This is a genomic window from Ensifer sp. R1-3 (assembly GCF_056739175.1).
The window spans coordinates 30,323-45,253 of record NZ_CP096518.1; the positions used below are offsets into that span (position 1 = coordinate 30,323).

15 protein-coding genes and 1 pseudogene are annotated in these 14,931 nt (G+C 60.0%); 3 read left to right on the forward strand and 13 right to left on the reverse strand.

From position 1 onward, the window contains the following. Positions 1 to 90 precede the first annotated feature (90 nt). The 3 genes from M1D43_RS30805 (at position 91) to M1D43_RS30815 (ending at position 2,810) form a co-directional block, all read left to right on the forward strand. Positions 91 to 1,077 carry an ABC transporter substrate-binding protein gene (locus M1D43_RS30805; protein WP_498815047.1) on the forward strand — a complete coding sequence of 329 codons (987 nt, stop codon included), beginning with the start codon at positions 91 to 93 and terminating at the stop codon, positions 1,075 to 1,077. Positions 1,078 to 1,138: 61 nt separating this feature from the next. Then, positions 1,139 to 1,996 carry an ABC transporter permease gene (locus tag M1D43_RS30810; protein WP_498814976.1) on the forward strand — a complete coding sequence of 286 codons (858 nt, stop codon included), beginning with the start codon at positions 1,139 to 1,141 and terminating at the stop codon, positions 1,994 to 1,996. Then, positions 1,989 to 2,810: a quaternary amine ABC transporter ATP-binding protein gene (locus M1D43_RS30815; RefSeq protein ID WP_498814978.1), complete on the forward strand. Its 822-nt coding sequence runs from the start codon at positions 1,989 to 1,991 to the stop codon at positions 2,808 to 2,810. Before M1D43_RS30810 ends, M1D43_RS30815 begins: the two co-directional genes overlap by 8 nt. Positions 2,811 to 2,959: 149 nt before the next feature. Here the strand turns inward: M1D43_RS30815 and M1D43_RS30820 are convergent. The 13 genes and pseudogenes from M1D43_RS30820 to M1D43_RS30880 form a co-directional block, all read right to left on the reverse strand. Further along, positions 2,960 to 3,186, reverse strand: a pseudogene (locus tag M1D43_RS30820) (DUF1419 domain-containing protein); the annotation flags it as partial. A 242-nt stretch (positions 3,187 to 3,428) separates the two neighbouring features. Beyond that, a complete protein-coding gene (locus M1D43_RS30825) occupies positions 3,429 to 4,367 on the reverse strand; it encodes a DUF3991 and toprim domain-containing protein (RefSeq protein ID WP_498814979.1) in 939 nt (312 codons plus the stop codon). A 165-nt stretch (positions 4,368 to 4,532) separates the two neighbouring features. Next, positions 4,533 to 4,709 carry a hypothetical protein gene (locus M1D43_RS30830; RefSeq protein ID WP_498814981.1) on the reverse strand — a complete coding sequence of 59 codons (177 nt, stop codon included), beginning with the start codon at positions 4,707 to 4,709 and terminating at the stop codon, positions 4,533 to 4,535. A 1,303-nt stretch (positions 4,710 to 6,012) separates the two neighbouring features. After that, the gene (locus tag M1D43_RS30835; protein WP_498814983.1) at positions 6,013 to 6,777 is read right to left on the reverse strand and encodes an HpcH/HpaI aldolase family protein; all 765 of its coding nucleotides are present in this window, start codon (positions 6,775 to 6,777) and stop codon (positions 6,013 to 6,015) included. A gap of 10 nt (positions 6,778 to 6,787) precedes the next feature. After that, positions 6,788 to 7,570: a fumarylacetoacetate hydrolase family protein gene (locus tag M1D43_RS30840; RefSeq protein ID WP_498814984.1), complete on the reverse strand. Its 783-nt coding sequence runs from the start codon at positions 7,568 to 7,570 to the stop codon at positions 6,788 to 6,790. A 14-nt stretch (positions 7,571 to 7,584) separates the two neighbouring features. Then, on the reverse strand, positions 7,585 to 9,039 hold the full coding sequence (locus M1D43_RS30845) for a 2-hydroxymuconic semialdehyde dehydrogenase (RefSeq protein WP_498814985.1): 1,455 nt from the start codon (positions 9,037 to 9,039) through the stop codon (positions 7,585 to 7,587). A 1-nt stretch (position 9,040) separates the two neighbouring features. Further along, positions 9,041 to 9,745, reverse strand: coding sequence for a class II aldolase/adducin family protein (locus M1D43_RS30850; RefSeq protein ID WP_498814987.1), 705 nt, complete (start codon positions 9,743 to 9,745; stop codon positions 9,041 to 9,043). Between the two features lie 5 nt (positions 9,746 to 9,750). Beyond that, a complete protein-coding gene (locus M1D43_RS30855) occupies positions 9,751 to 10,608 on the reverse strand; it encodes a VOC family protein (RefSeq protein WP_498814988.1) in 858 nt (285 codons plus the stop codon). After that, complete coding sequence (locus M1D43_RS30860) at positions 10,605 to 11,468, reverse strand: VOC family protein (protein ID WP_498814989.1); 864 nt, start codon at positions 11,466 to 11,468, stop codon at positions 10,605 to 10,607. Before M1D43_RS30860 ends, M1D43_RS30855 begins: the two co-directional genes overlap by 4 nt. A 77-nt stretch (positions 11,469 to 11,545) precedes the next feature. Further along, positions 11,546 to 12,289, reverse strand: coding sequence for an ABC transporter ATP-binding protein (locus M1D43_RS30865; RefSeq protein WP_498814991.1), 744 nt, complete (start codon positions 12,287 to 12,289; stop codon positions 11,546 to 11,548). Next, positions 12,286 to 13,056 carry an ABC transporter ATP-binding protein gene (locus tag M1D43_RS30870; RefSeq protein ID WP_498814992.1) on the reverse strand — a complete coding sequence of 257 codons (771 nt, stop codon included), beginning with the start codon at positions 13,054 to 13,056 and terminating at the stop codon, positions 12,286 to 12,288. Before M1D43_RS30870 ends, M1D43_RS30865 begins: the two co-directional genes overlap by 4 nt. After that, entirely contained in the window at positions 13,053 to 14,051 is a 999-nt protein-coding gene (locus tag M1D43_RS30875; RefSeq protein ID WP_498814994.1) for a branched-chain amino acid ABC transporter permease, read from the reverse strand. The genes M1D43_RS30870 and M1D43_RS30875 overlap by 4 nt, the downstream gene beginning before the upstream one ends. After that, positions 14,048 to 14,917, reverse strand: coding sequence for a branched-chain amino acid ABC transporter permease (locus M1D43_RS30880; protein ID WP_498814995.1), 870 nt, complete (start codon positions 14,915 to 14,917; stop codon positions 14,048 to 14,050). Before M1D43_RS30880 ends, M1D43_RS30875 begins: the two co-directional genes overlap by 4 nt. Between the last annotated feature and the right edge of the window lie 14 nt (positions 14,918 to 14,931).

Genomic DNA, 14,931 nt, shown 5'->3' on the forward strand with positions numbered 1-14,931 from the left:
ACGTTCGAAGACTAAAGCATAACAACCAAAAAGGGGAATGCCATAATGAGAAAGCTCCTGAAATATGCGTTCTGTGCCGTCGTGCTAACGATGCCGGCCTCCGTCGCGAGGGCCGAAACCTCCTATTGCGCGGGCGGCAAGACGATCAATTTCGCCGAAATCGGCTGGGAAAGCGGTGCGTTTATCACTGCTGTCATGAAGACCATCCTGGCCAAGGGATACGATTGCAAAGTCGATACGGTTCCGGGCAATTCAGTAACACTCGAACAGGCGGCAGCCGATGGCGATGTTCAGATCTCGGCCGAGGAGTGGATGGGTCGGAGCGACGTTTGGAAAAAAGCGGCCGCACAAGGCAAGGTGATAGGGATTGGCAACTCCTTTAGCGGCGCCCAGGAAGGCTGGTTCGTGCCCGACTATGTTGTGCACGGTGATCCCGCGCGCAACATCGTGGCCGTGGCGCCTGATCTCAAGAGCGTGAAACAGCTCGCCGATCCAAAATATGTCGCGCTCTTTAGCGATCCGGAAGAACCGTCCAAGGGCCGCTTTCTGAACTGCCCGTCGGGCTGGACATGTGAGGCAGTCAGTACGGCCAAACTGACGGCCTATAACCTTCAAGATTCCTATGTGAATTTCCGTCCGGGTACGGGGACGGCATTGGATTCGGCAATTACCTCTGCATACCTGCAGGGGCAGCCAATCCTGTTTTACTATTGGTCTCCCACCGCCATCATGGGCAAATTCAAGCTCGTGAAATTGGAAGAGCCAGCTTACAGCGACGCTTGCTGGGCAAAGCTCACGAGCACCGAAGGAGAGCGCGACGAAGGATGCGCGTTTCCAACCACCGAGGTCGTCTACGGCGTCAACGCCAAGTTTGCGGCCGAGGCGCCTGAAATTATCGATATCCTGAAAAAGGCCGAGTTTCCTTTGGATCAGGTAAACGCCAGCCTCGCGTTTATGCTGGATAATAAATCAGAGCCCGCAGCCGCGGCTGAAGAGTTCCTGAAAACCCGTCAGGACATCTGGGGTGCCTGGGTATCGCAGGAGGCCCGCGCCAAAATCCAGGCCAGCATCAATTGAAGCTGACACGATAGACGGGTGTCCGCCGGCGATGCGGCACCCCCTCACTAGGTTTATGAAAATGTTTCCAGAACAATGGCGTATCTCGATACGAGGTCCGGTCAACAGTTTTATCGAAGCGATGGTCACGAATTACGGTGTTGCTTTTCGCGCTTTCGCGCATTCCGTTCTTCAGGCCATCATCTTTGTCGAGACCACCTTGCGTGCCACTCCCTGGTGGATGTTGGTCCTTGTGTTCATGACGCTAGCATGGGTGGGCACACGCAGGATTGTCGTGACGATATCGGTCGGCCTGTTGCTTTTGCTCATCGGAGTTCTCGGGTTATGGGAACTCACCATGCAGACGCTAGCACTCATGCTGATAGGGACAGTGGTATCTATCTTGATCGGCATTCCGATGGGTATCCTAGCCGCAAAAAGCCGCCCTTTCCGAAACTTTGCTTTGCCGGCCCTTGACGTGATGCAGACCATGCCTGGCTTCGTCTATCTCATTCCGGTGATGATGTTGTTTGGGCTCGGCAAAGTGCCTGCGGTCCTGGCCACTATAATCTATGCGGTTCCGCCACTCATTCGGCTTACCGATCTGGGTATCCGCCAGGTCAATGCCGAAGTCGTGGAAGCGGCAACGGCATTCGGCGGAAGCCCTCGCCAGATCCTGTTAGGCGTCGAACTGCCGCTTGCCGTGCCCACCATCATGGCTGGGCTCAATCAGACGATCATGATGGCTCTGTCCATGGTGGTTGTCGCCTCGATGATCGGCGCGCGCGGATTGGGCGAGCAGGTTCTAAACGGCATCCAGACCTTGGACGTTGGAAAGGGACTCGAGGCCGGCATCGGGATCGTGGTGCTCGCCATAGTCCTTGACCGCATAACACAGGGTTTCGGGCGGACCCGGAAATCGGAACAGACCAATGGCTGAGATAGAAATACGCAACATCTTCAAGATATTCGGACCAAAGAGCGGAAAGGCGATCGCGATGGCCCGGCAGGGCCGCAGCAAGGCGGACATTCTCGCCGAGACTGGCTCTAGTCTGGGGCTGAGTGATGTCAGCTTGCAAATTGGAGCGGGACGTATCTTCGTCATCATGGGCCTCTCGGGATCCGGCAAGTCGACGCTCGTGCGGCACCTCAACAGGCTCGTAGAACCAACTGCAGGCGAAGTGCTGTTCGACGGAAAGAATATCCTCGACCTCGATGCGCCTTCGCTGCGCGAGTTCCGCAATCGACACGCCAGTATGGTGTTCCAGGGCTTTGGTCTGTTTCCGCACCGCACCGTGCTCCAAAACGTCGTCTACGCTTCGCACGTTCGCGGACTTTCGCGAGCCGAAACCCATCCGATTGGAATGAAGTGGATCGAAGCTGTTGGCCTCAATGGCTATGAGCACAAATATCCGGATGAACTCTCCGGCGGCATGAAGCAGCGTGTTGGCCTGGCGCGGGCGCTGGCGGCAGACACTGATACAATTCTGATGGACGAGGCGTTCAGCGCGCTTGACCCACTGATCCGCGCGGATATGCAGGATCAGCTTCTTGCTCTCCAGCGCGACCTTTCAAAGACAATCGTGTTCATCACGCATGACCTCGATGAGGCGTTGCGAATTGGCTCTGAGATTGCCATTCTCAAAGATGGATGCCTTGTGCAGGTCGGCACACCCGAAACCATTATCGAGCGCCCGGCAAACGACTATGTAGCTCGGTTTGTTCGGCGCCGGGACAGCCTCCGGCTGTCCTGACGGTGCGACAGGTCGCATCGCTGGTTGGGGGCTTGGCGGCGAAGTATGGCGAGAAGGACGACGTTAGGTGAGGGCTCGTGGGACATGAAGAACTTCTTTTGAGGACGCCATCGATCACGGGACAGGTCCCGCGGCTGCGAAGGCGGACGAAAGTCCCGGATCGCCTCATCGATCCTGAGCGCGAAGAACACTGATGTCACCGAGTGGTCATGAATTCGCGCATGGCGAACATGGACCCACGAATCCACAACGGCGGCAGGATCTCGAACATGTAGTCATGTTTGGTCTCGCCGATCTCGAACCATTCGCCTGAGTAGAGTGGTGCGGGATACCAACGGTTCGGCCGCTGTGCGTGGCGGTCGAACATGCGGAACATCAACTGGCGGCTTGCGACGCCCTGAAAAACCTTGGCGGTGGCGGAAGGGGGTCATCTGCGACTCCTTGCGCGTTTCGGACCGAAGAGCGGCGCCGTCCTGTCGACCTCACCATCCTCTTCAGCCCTTCATGACCCCTCTCGATCCGCCGGTATCGCGCCCGGCCGGGTCAAGGGGCCGGCTCGTCCGGGCCAAGCCTCCCTTGACGTGTGCGTTGTGAATGCGGCGCGCCTCCTGCCTTTCTCTACCTCTTTCCCTTCTCCCTGATCTTCAGGGTCACGTTCCAGTCCTCCTCGGGCGGGCGCAGCCGCGTCCAGTCGCAGCCGGCATCTTCGGCGAGCGCCCGCAACCGCTCTGCAAACGCTTCGCCTTGAGAATTGGCGTCGGTCGCCGCGACCAACCGGACATCAGGTCTGGACGCCAAATCCCGCAGCGCGGCTTGCGTGGCCGGCGACCATCCGCCGCCGGTACTGAGATAGAGCGTGCCGTCGCGCAACCCCTCGATTGCCGCAAGACTCATGGCGTCGATCGCGGCTTCGGTGACGGCAAGGCGCAACGCAGTATCCGACCCGATACGGAAGAGAATCTTCGTTCCTCCGGAGGCGAAGCCGCGGTATTGTGGACCTCGTGCCTCCCAGCCGGTTACAACGCTGGCATTGTCCTTATGAGCTGCCCACATGCTGCCACATGGGCCTTCCCGCAGAAGGTCTCTTTTGATCGCCGCGCTGAGTAGCGGCGCCGGCAGGCAACGCTGACCATTGAGGTAACGCCATGTCGATGAACCGGGCCATGGGCTGTGGCGCAACTGCCAACGCTCGGCAAGAGAGAGGCTGCATCCCCCCTCACGGCGCGCAGGCTGCCACTCAGGTTCCGTGATCGTAAAACCAACAAGATCCGCGACCCTCTCGGCGCCTTCGAGAAATCCGACATGATCGAGATGCTCCACAAGCCCGAACACATCGCCTTTCGCATCGCTGAGCGGATCGAACCATCCGCGCCCCTCATGCGTGACGATGATGATTTCACCGCCACGGCGAAACTTGACTGCTCGTCGGGTGCTTTCCTTGATGTCGATGGCGAACCTCGCCTGTTCAAGAACGGCGGCGCAGCTTACCCGTTCGCGCAGCGTTTCTATGTCTCTTCTCTTCATTTTAGTTCCGATCGCCCGGCGATCGGCCTCCATTGTCTTTCCTTGCCCGTCGTTTCGCGGGTACCCTTCGGCCCGCCGCGAAGAGCAAAGGCGGCAAGGGCGCGGCTGGCAATTGTCGGATCATGCAATGCTTGACCGCGGTGAAGCCTCCCTTGCGGCGTGCAGCGCGCAAGCGGCACGCCAAAGGCACGGGCCGGCTCAATGCGCCGGCCAGGGGAAAAACTCATGCACGATCGCAAGATCGTCATCGGCGTCGATCTCGTCAGAAGGGAGGACGCCGTATTCGCCATTGACCGAGAAAAGAGTGACCGGGACCATCAGATCGCGGGAGAGCTGGAAGGCATGGGATTGGGCGAGAGAAAGGTTGTGCGACATGTGAGAGGCTCCATCTGGAGCGGGTCAATTCCCGCTCGATGGCTCCTCAAAAGGCCCGGCGACGGGCGCGATCACCGCGAGGCGAAGCCGAAGCGGCCGCAGCTTGTGAGCGGACCCTTTACGGGTTGATCGTGGAAGATCCGGCGCAGGGCCAGGACGCCATCACAAGAGAGCGGGATTGGCTTGCTTCAGCTGGGACGCAGTACAGCGCACGGATTTCGCATGGGCGATACTTGCTTCCCGCCCCTCAGGCACCGAGATCCTTCCGCTTTGGAGTCAGGCGCGGGCATCAATCGCGCGCAGTGAGTTTCGCTTTCTGAAGCGCCTCCGCGATTGATTTTACCTCCAGTGCGAGTAGCGCGCGTTGCAGGCAATTTTCGATATCAGTAAAGCTCTTGCCCTCGAGCGAAGCGATTTCGCTGATGGTCCTGCCACGAGAAACCCACCGAAGGCAGGTCGCTTCAAGCGGCGAAAGTATCGAGTCCTTCATGATAAAATCGCGGTCGGTTGTGGCGTGGTCCGATGCAGATGTTCAGCCGAACCCCACCGTTGAAGATCAGTGGAAAGCGAGTTGGCGATGCTCCGAGAAAAGGGCTGCCGCCGGGACCTGTTCGACGGCAGCCAAGTTGCCTCGGGAGGAGGCCAGAAATTCCAAATTCTTCCTCGGCCCTATTGTAATGTTATAACATATCGCATAAGTTTCATTATGGAACTTCGGCTAATTCTCCGGGGTGTTTTTGTCTGTGGTGAATAAAGCACCTCTCTCAATGATTTCCCCTATGCGTCATCCGGGGCCTCATCCTTGGAAAGGGTCGAAGCAGACGAAACCGCATGCGAATCGAGCCCACGCCATCGAAATTTGGTATATATAAGTGCCGCAGCAGCAGCGCTCGGCGTTTTGGCCTTCAAAGTTTAGTACCGCGGATGCCGCATCCATCCTGCCTCCGTTGACCGCTAGGCGTACTTTCCGATGCACGCTGAGAGTCAAATTTGGCGTGTTTAAATTCCGTGCGGCATAAGTTAGAACATGTACGAGATGCGAAGAAATTCGTTGTGTGCAAAACACTTTCCCATTTTGCACAACAAAATGGCTTGTACCTGCCTTCAGTCGCATTTTACCTTAATCGGGGACGCGTGCATTGTACGTCGTTCCACCAGGTGAGCAGGGCCGAGTGGTGCGACGGTGAACGAAATCCGCCTCTCGCAGGCCGACAATGCGGCCGACTTCAACGCCGGTTCCCATGCAGGCTTGCTGAGAGCCATCTTGATTAGAGCGCCAATCCGATGAGCCACCATTTGGAGGTTACGAGCTGAGATCCGCCAAAACCGCCTTCGCACCGTTCACGAGAATGCCTGTGTCTACCGCGCCGGCTACGAAACGGTAGCCCCACTCGATATAACGGCGAGCATCCACCGCATTTGTTGCCAAGATTCCCGGCGCCTTGCCACAGGTGACAATGCGTCCAACTGCCTCCCTCAAGACCGCCTGCACCTCCGGGTTGCCCGGGTTGCCGAGATGTCCCATGGATGCAGCGAGATCAGAAGGACCAACAAAAATCCCATCCACGCCCTCGACAGCCGCGATGGCTTCGAGATGCTCAAGGGCTTCCCTCGTCTCCAATTGCACGAGAACGCAGATTTCCCCGTTGGCGACGGCAAAATAATCGGACGTCAGCCCGAATCGGCTGGCGCGGGTGGAGCCGGCCACGCCACGGATGCCGGCGGGCGGATAGCGGGTCGCTGCGACCGCCGAGGCGGCTTCTTCAGGTGTCTGAACGAAGGGAACCAGAACTGTCTGGGCGCCAATATCCAGAACACGCTTTAGCAGGACCTTGTCGTTCCAGGCGGGACGAACCGCATGGGACGACTTGCCTGCCGCCGCCGCCTGGAGCAAGGGCTGGACACCAGCAAGCTCGACCGGAGAGTGCTCGGTATCGAACAGTAACCAGTCAAAACCGAGCAGCGACAGCGCCTCGGCGGTCTGGGCACTGGCGATGGAAATCCAGAGACCGTGAAGGATTTCTCCTGCCAGAAGCCGGCGCTTGAACTCGTTTCTTGGTGCTTGCATTGATCGCTCCTCACACGAATTGCACTGCGACGGAGCCAAGTGGACCGAAGTCCGCATGCAGCGTATCGCCCTTCTTGGCCCAGACCGGACGCGTGAAGCTGCCCGACAGCATCATGTGGCCGGGTTCGAGAGTCACATCGAAAGGGGCGAGCTTGTTGGCAAGCCAAGCTACCGCCATGGCGGGATGCCCGAGAACGCCGGCGGCGAGCCCCGTCTCCTCAATTTCCGAATTGCGGTAGAAGATCGCTCCGACCCAGCGCAGGTCAACGTCTTCCGGCCGGACGGGACGCCCGCCCAGCACAAGTCCGGCCGCAGCGCCGTTGTCGGCGACGGTATCGAAGATTCGCCGCGGCTCGGTGACGCGTGCATCGATGATCTCTATCGACGGGACCACCCATTCCGTGGCGCGCATCACGTCAACGAGACCGACATTCGGCCCTTTCAGGGGCTCCTTGAGGATGAACGTGAGTTCCGGCTCGACACGCGGCACGCAGAAATCCTCGAAGCGAACCTTGGCGCCATCGGAAAGGACCAGATCATCGAACATGTAGCCATAGTCCGGCTCGTCGATCTTCGACGACGCCTGCATGGCCTTGGAGGTCAGGCCAATCTTGTGGCCGATGATCCTTGCGCCGGCCTTCACCCTGGCGTCGGCGACGGCCGATGAAATCGCATAGGAATCGGCGATCTCGATGTTTGGAAACATCTCCGAAGGACGCTGTCCCTGTACCTTCGTGCGGTGGCTTTCCAGCAGGCCCGCCACGCAGCGGCCGCGTTCTTCTTCATTCAACATGACTTGATGCTTTCTTAGAGTTTGATGCAGACGTTACGCAGCTCGGTATAGAACTCGAGCGAATGGATGCCGCCTTCACGACCTATGCCGGAAGCCTTGCTGCCGCCGAAAGGTGTCCTGAGATCACGCAGGAACCAGCAGTTCACCCAGGCGATGCCGACCTCGATCTGCCGCGCGACGCGATGCGCTCGGGACAGGTCGGTGGTCCAGATCGACGTCGCCAGCCCGTATGGACTGTCGTTGGCAAGGTCTATAGCCTCGTGCTCGCTGTCGAAGGGAGTGAGATGCGTGCAGGGACCGAAGATTTCCTCGCTGACCACCGGCGCATCCTCCGATAGTCCCGTCCAGACGGTCGGCTCAATCCAGTAGCCGCCCTCGTAGCCCTGCATCTGCGGTATGCCACCCCCTGCCAGGATGGTCGCGCCGCCGGCCCGGGCCTTCTCGTAGTAGGACAGGACCTTGGCGCGATGTTCGGCGCTGACGAGCGGCCCCATCGTCGTGGCGGGATCGAACGGGTCGCCGAGACGATAGCTTTTCGCCTTGGCGGCGAGCCCTTCCGCAAGCCTGTCGAAAATGCCGCGCTGGACGTAAAGCCGTTCGGTGCCCAGGCAGACTTGCCCAGTATTGGCGAAGCAGGCGCGGCCTATACCTTCTAGCGTCGTTTCGAGATCGGCGTCGTCAAAAATGATGCCGGCGTTCTTGCCGCCGAGTTCGAGCGAAACGGGGCGCACGCCGCCTGCGGCAGCGCGCATGATCGCTTCGCCGGTGCGGGTCTCGCCCGTAAACGTGATGCCGTCCACATCGGGATGCGTGGTGAGGAACTCGCCGGCAGCACCCGGACCGGTTCCATGAACGACATTGTACACGCCGCGCGGAATTCCGACCGCGTTCATCACCTCCCCGAGCAGCGTCGCCGTCGCGGGCGTTTCCTCCGAAGGCTTCACCACCACCGTGTTGCCGCAGGCAAGCGCAGGCGCCACCTTCCAAGTCATCAGCAGCAGGGGCAGGTTCCACGGGCAGACAACCGCGATCACGCCGCGTGGGACCCTGACGGCATAGTTCAAAGCACCGGCCCCGTCGGGCGTCGCCATCTCGAAAGTCTCGGTCGAGGCGGTCAGAATCTGATCGGCGAAAACGTTGAAATTGGCCGCGCCGCGGGGAATGTCGATATGGGAGGCAATCGAGCGGGGTTTGCCCGTATCTCGGATCTCTGCGGCAAGGAATTCGTCAAACCTCGCGTTGATGCCGTCGGCAAGCTTTCGCAGCAGTGCGACGCGCTCCGGTATCGACATTCGTCCCCAGGGGCCTTTCAACGCAGCCCGGGCAGCCCCGACGGCGGCATCGACATCGGCGCGGCTGGCGGCCGAAATTTCGCCGATCACCTCTCCCGTTGTCGGAAAGTGGTTCGCGAAGCTTTCTCCCCCACCGCGAACGAAAACGCCGTCGATGAAATTCATATAGGTCGTCATGTCATGTCCTTTCAGATGGACGCGGCGTTTCACGAAGATGCTCGGGATCGCCCTGGGTTAGAAAATCCCACATGCGCTCGACGATGCCGCCAGCGCGCGTTGCTCGCGTTGCGGCCGCCTCTGGGCTGATCAGCGGTGCGGTTTCGGCAAAACCGGTCGACAGGGCGGCAAGCTCGATGCGGCACATGTCTTCCAGATACCAGGCCAGCATTACCGCCTCTTCGAGCGACGCTCCGGCGACGACGGCGCCATTACCCTGCATCATCACACCCGCACCGTCTCCGAGCGCTGCCAGCACGCCGCGGGCCTTCTCGTCGTCGCGTACCAGTTGGATGTCGTCCCAAAGACCGACGGCGGGAGCAAAGTAGGTTCCAAAGCCATGTCTGATGCGCGGCACCCGCCCGAGCGCAGCAAGTGCCATCATATGCGGCGACATGAAGCGCACGACACCGCCCGTCTTCGGCCGCGCCGCGTAGATCTGCTGATGGATACGCACCTCGCCGAGGACGCCGGACGGCAACGGTCCGATGGCTGAGACCAACGAGCACGGGTCGTCGGCCTTCACCATGCTGAGCGGTTTTGCTGGAGACACAAGAAAGCGTTCGGTATCAAGACGCGCGGAGCAATGCCCATAGGCATGAACCAGCCCGGCGCGACCGAGCGCCCGGGCAGCCATGCGAACCTTCATGGCAAGATCTGGGGGCATTCCGATCAATCCTTGAAAGCTGCGATGTTCGGCTTCGCACCCCAGTGGCAGAAGCCTTTGGGCTCGAAATGGAATTGGCGGTCGCGCCAGAGCGGCTCGTCGTGGATTTCGCAGACACCTGTCGAATATTCGAAGGTCATCCCCTCCGGACCGGTGAAATAGAGAAACTGCGCCGACGAGGTCGGATGCCTACCGGGCCCGAAGGTGATGTTGACCTGATGCTCGCGCACATGGCTGAAGGATCGCTGTATGTCGTCGGCGCTCTCGACCTGGTGGTTGATGTGCTGGATACCTGCCTTGTGGTAGGGAAAAAGCGCGATCGAATGATGGATCGTGCCGAGCCGCATCAGCGGCGCGTCGCCGATCCGATCGGAGACGCGCGCGTTGCATACCTGTGTCCAGAAGGCCTCGTCACGCTCTGCCTCCGTGGTGCACAGTCCGACATGCGAAAACCCGGTGATCCCCGCATCTCGCGTGCCGTGATAGCGTTTGGCTGACAGTTCCGGGCGCACGACGAATTCGATGCCGTTGCCGGTTGGATCCCTGAAGCGGATGAACTCCCGGACATGGCGCGCATCGCATTCTTGCGCATTGCCGTAATGCACCCGCTGGCCGAGACCTTCCAGCGTTGCCGCAGCCTTCTGCAGGTCGTCTGAAGAGCCGATTTCGAACGCGGTCACCTGATCGCCGGGGTCTCCCTCGAAATAGCAGAGCGTGTGCTCGCGCGAATCCGACTTGAAATAGGTCGAGCCCTTGCGGCGTTCGGAAACCTCCAGGCCGAGAATATTGACCGCGAACCATTCGGCTCCGGCAATATCAGTGGTGCCCAGACGGCAATAGACGACGTCTCTCAGTTCGATCATCTGTCTGCTCCTCCAGAAAATTCCGGCGCGCTCGTTGGCGAACCCCAGGCGCAATGTGACAGGGCTGTATCGGGAAACTGTCGAGGCCCGCGGGCGGCTAGATGGGGTCCGCTGTCGATCTCGGCCGCATAGGTGTAGTAAATCCCACCTGGCCCACTGCCGGTCACGAATACGGCGTTAGAGGCCGGCTGGCGGCCCGGGCCATGGACGATCGGTATCTGGCGGGACTGGAAGAAATACCAGTCTTGCATGACGTTGTTGATACTCTCGACGGCCCAGGTTGCGCCGAGCACGCAGTCACGGCCCGACGGATAAAGTGCAATGCGGTGATGGGCTTCGTCGATGCGCAGGTAAACGGCGTCCCCCGCCCAGTCGGAAACGTCGGCTCCGACGCCGTTTATCCAGAAATCTTCGTTCGCGTGGATGTCGGTGCAAGCAAGCTGTACGGCCTGGAAGCCTGTAATGCCGGCGTCGCGCGGCCCGTGATAACGCCAGCCTGACGTCAGCGGCCGCCATACGATCTCGACGGAAACCTTGTTCGGCGCAGGCACGATCAGCCCGGCCTTGATCTGACGGACCCTGCATTCTTCCTGATCGAGACGGCGTGGTTTCCAGGCCGACAGCCGCTCTTCGACCGCATCGAGATCCTCCTGCTGAGCGACTGTCAGTGCCACGGCGGCGGGACCTTCCGCCCGCGTGTAGCAGAGCGCATAATTGCGGGCATCCGACCGAAAACGGGCGTTCTCGTCGTCGCGGTCGGCCGGCTGAAGGCCGAAGACATCGCCGGCGAAGGCCGCCGCAGCGTTCAGATCGTCCACCGGAATACGCAGATATCGAAGATCTCGGTAATGTTGTCGCATGTCATCCCTCCAATTTCGGATCCCGGTCGCCCCCCTCCCGGTGCGGTGTGGCTTCCTATCCGTGATCGCAGCCGGCCTTACAGTCCCAGATGCTCGCGCTGGAGGACCTCATCGGAGACGAGGGTTGCGGAAGAGCCGTCATAGACGATGCTTCCATGGTCCAGCACGAGGGCGCGCTCCGCCAAAGCCAGCGCCATCGATATATTCTGTTCGGCGATCAGCAGGGTATAGCCGTCCCCACGAAGTTGCCCGACGGTGCCGATGATGACCTCCTCGATGGCTCGTGGCGAGAGCCCCTCGCTTGGTTCGTCGAGAACGATAATGTCGGCCTGGGTCAGAAGCGCGCGTGCAATGGCCAGCAGCTGACGCTCCCCGCCGCTTAGCGATCCACTCTGAAAGCCGCGCCGCTCGGCCAGCCGTGGGAACGCTTCGTAGACGCGTTCCTTGGTCCAGCGCCGCGATGGCTGGCGTTTGGACCAGAGCGATGCCATCTCAAGATTCTGGTCGATGGTCAGGTCAGCGAAAACTCCACGTCCCTGCGGCACGAGCGCGATGCCCAGACGGGCGATCCGATGGCTTGGCCATCCGCGAACGTCGTTGCCCTTGATGGCGACATGCCCGCCAATTTCAGTCTCCAGCGCGAAGAGCGAGGCAGCTAACGTTGACTTCCCGGCCCCGTTTCGTCCCAGGATCGCGACGGACTCGCCCCGCTCAACGGAAAAAGTGACATCGTTCAGAACACGGACGCCGTCATATGCGGCCGAGAGACCGCGTACATCAATGTCGGTAACGGCCGATAACCGGGGTGCGGGCATATTCATTCAGACATCTCCCTGGCTTTTCCGAGATAGGCGGCCTGCGCGCCTTCATGCGCGCGAATGGCGGCCGGCGTATCGCAGGCGATCATTCTCCCGAGATCGAGCACAGCGACGCGGTCGCAGACCGAAAAGACGATGTCGAGATCATGAGCGACGAGGATGACGGAGGTGCCCGACCCGGTGGCCCGGATCACCTCGATCAGTTGATCACCTTCGCTTTTGGAAAGCCCGGCCGTCGGCTCGTCGAGCAGTAGCAGGCGCGGTTCCATGGCCAGTGAGACCAGCACATCGACAATCCTCTGCTCGCCATAGGAGAGCGAGGAAACAATCTTCTGCGCATGACGCTGCATGCCTGCCCGCGTCAGGACGGCATTGGCGCGTGCATCGGCCCGGGCGATCCCCTTGGCGCTTCGCCACCAGCCATAGCCCTTCTCGAGGGCGCGCACTGCCAGCGCCAAATTTTCCAGCACCGTCAGGTCGGAAAACACCATACTTTTCTGAAAGGTGCGGACAATGCCTGCTTGAACCCGCTGGTGCGGCTTTGCGCGGGTAATATCGCTTCCAGCAAAGGAGACCTTGCCGTGGCTCGGTGTCAGGAACCCAGTGACGACGTTGAACAGCGTTGTCTTGCCGGCGCCATTCGGGCCGATCAGGCCGATAAATTCGCCGGCGTTGACGGTCAGGTTGACATCGGTGAGAACCTTGAGCCCGCCAAACGCCTTACCGATATTTTCAATTTGGAGAATGGGGGCACTGTGAGCAAAGGTCATGACAGATTCCCTTTAGCAAGCAGTTTGCGAACGCCGGCGACGATGCCGTTTGGCATGACCATGACTGTCAGCACAAAGATCAGGCCGACGACGAGCTGCCACCGATCGGTATAGGACGAGACATATGTCTGAATGGTGAGATAAACGGCAGCGCCGATGAAGGCCCCGTACAGCGATCCGACCCCACCGATGACCAGCATGATGATCATCATCGCCGACATCGTCCAGTGGACGGCGTTCGGGCCGACATACTGATTGACGAAAGGGTAGAGCGCGCCGGCCGCGCCGGCGATCGCACCGGATGCCAGAAGCGCCATCAGGCGGATGCGCGGGATGCTGTAGCCGAGGGCGCTCATTCTGAGCGCCCGTTCACGCGTGCCAATCAAGGCTCTGCCGATCGGTGCGTTGACGAAGGAATGGGCAACGAACCAGGCCGCAAGGGCAAGGAGCGAAGCTGCAATATAGAGTGACCGTCCCGTCATCAATTCGATCGTCGTCACGCCGAGATGCAGCGTCAGTGGCGGCAGACCGCGAAGGCCATCCGCACCACCGGTCAGCTCCCGCCAGTGGAAGACGATCTCCCAGAAGATCTGACCGACGATTAGGCTGAGGATGAGGAAGAAGAGCGCGATCGTGCGGATGACGACCACACCCATCACCAATGCGAGCCCTGCTCCCGTCACCACGCCAACCGCCAGCATCACGAAGATATCTGCACCGAACGCCTGGGCTACAAGCGCCGCAGCGTAAGCGGCACCCCCGAAGAATATCGCATGACCGAGTGATACGAGAGCTCCGAAACCAACCAGGAGATCGAGGCTCAGCACCGCCGAACCAACGATCAGGATCTCGGCGAGGAAACGCAGCTGATAGTCATTGGCAAAGAACGCAAGAGCAACCGCTCCGATCGCCAGGCCTGTCAAAGCAAGGCGCTGACGGGTGAGAAGCGCTGCGCGTGCCTGCGCTTCTTCCTTATGGCTGACAATGAACGTCATACCTGCCTCACTTTCTGGGAAACCAGCCCCTGCGGGGCCATGACCAGTATTGCCGCCATGATTGCCAATGCGACAACATTGGACATTTCAGGCACCCAGACCTTGGTGAAGGTCATTGCGAAGCCGAGAAGAAGTGAACTGAGAACCGTACCGCGGAACGTCCCCAGTCCCCCGGCAACGACCACGATGAGAGCAAGGATGAGCTGCTCTTCGTCGAGGCCCGGATAGGCGGACAGGATGCCGGATCCGAGAGCGCCGCTTAAGCCCCCGAGACCGGCGGAGATCGCCAGCACGATCGTGAATATCCGCGCCGTATCCAACCCGAGCGTTTCGACGAAACCGCGATCGGCGACGCACGCCCGGACCACTGCTCCCCATATCGTCCGGTCGATCGCATACCAGAGCCCGAGCGCCAGCACGATCCCGAAGCCGATGATGAACAGGCGGTAGATTGGGAAAGGCATGTCCAGAATGAAGACGATGCCACTAAGGATTTCAGGCATCTCCGCCGAAGATATCTGCGAGCCGAAACCCCAGCGCATCAGATCGGCGGAGATCACAGACAGTCCGTAGGTCAGCAACACCTGCATGAGATGCGTGCGCCGGTAGAATTGCCGGAACGGAAAGCGCTCCAGCAAGAAACCGACGATCGACGTCGCGGCAAATGCGACCGGAAAGGAGAGCCACCACGGCGCACCCGATCCCAGCCAGTAGATGCTGACATAGGCTCCCAGGAGAAAGAACGACCCGTGAGCGAGATTGACGAAATTCATCAGACTGAGGACGACGGACAGGCCGAGGCCTGTGAGCATCAACAGCATGGAGAATGACAATGCATTCAGAACCTGCACGAGATAAAAGGCCATCTCACCGCCTCCGC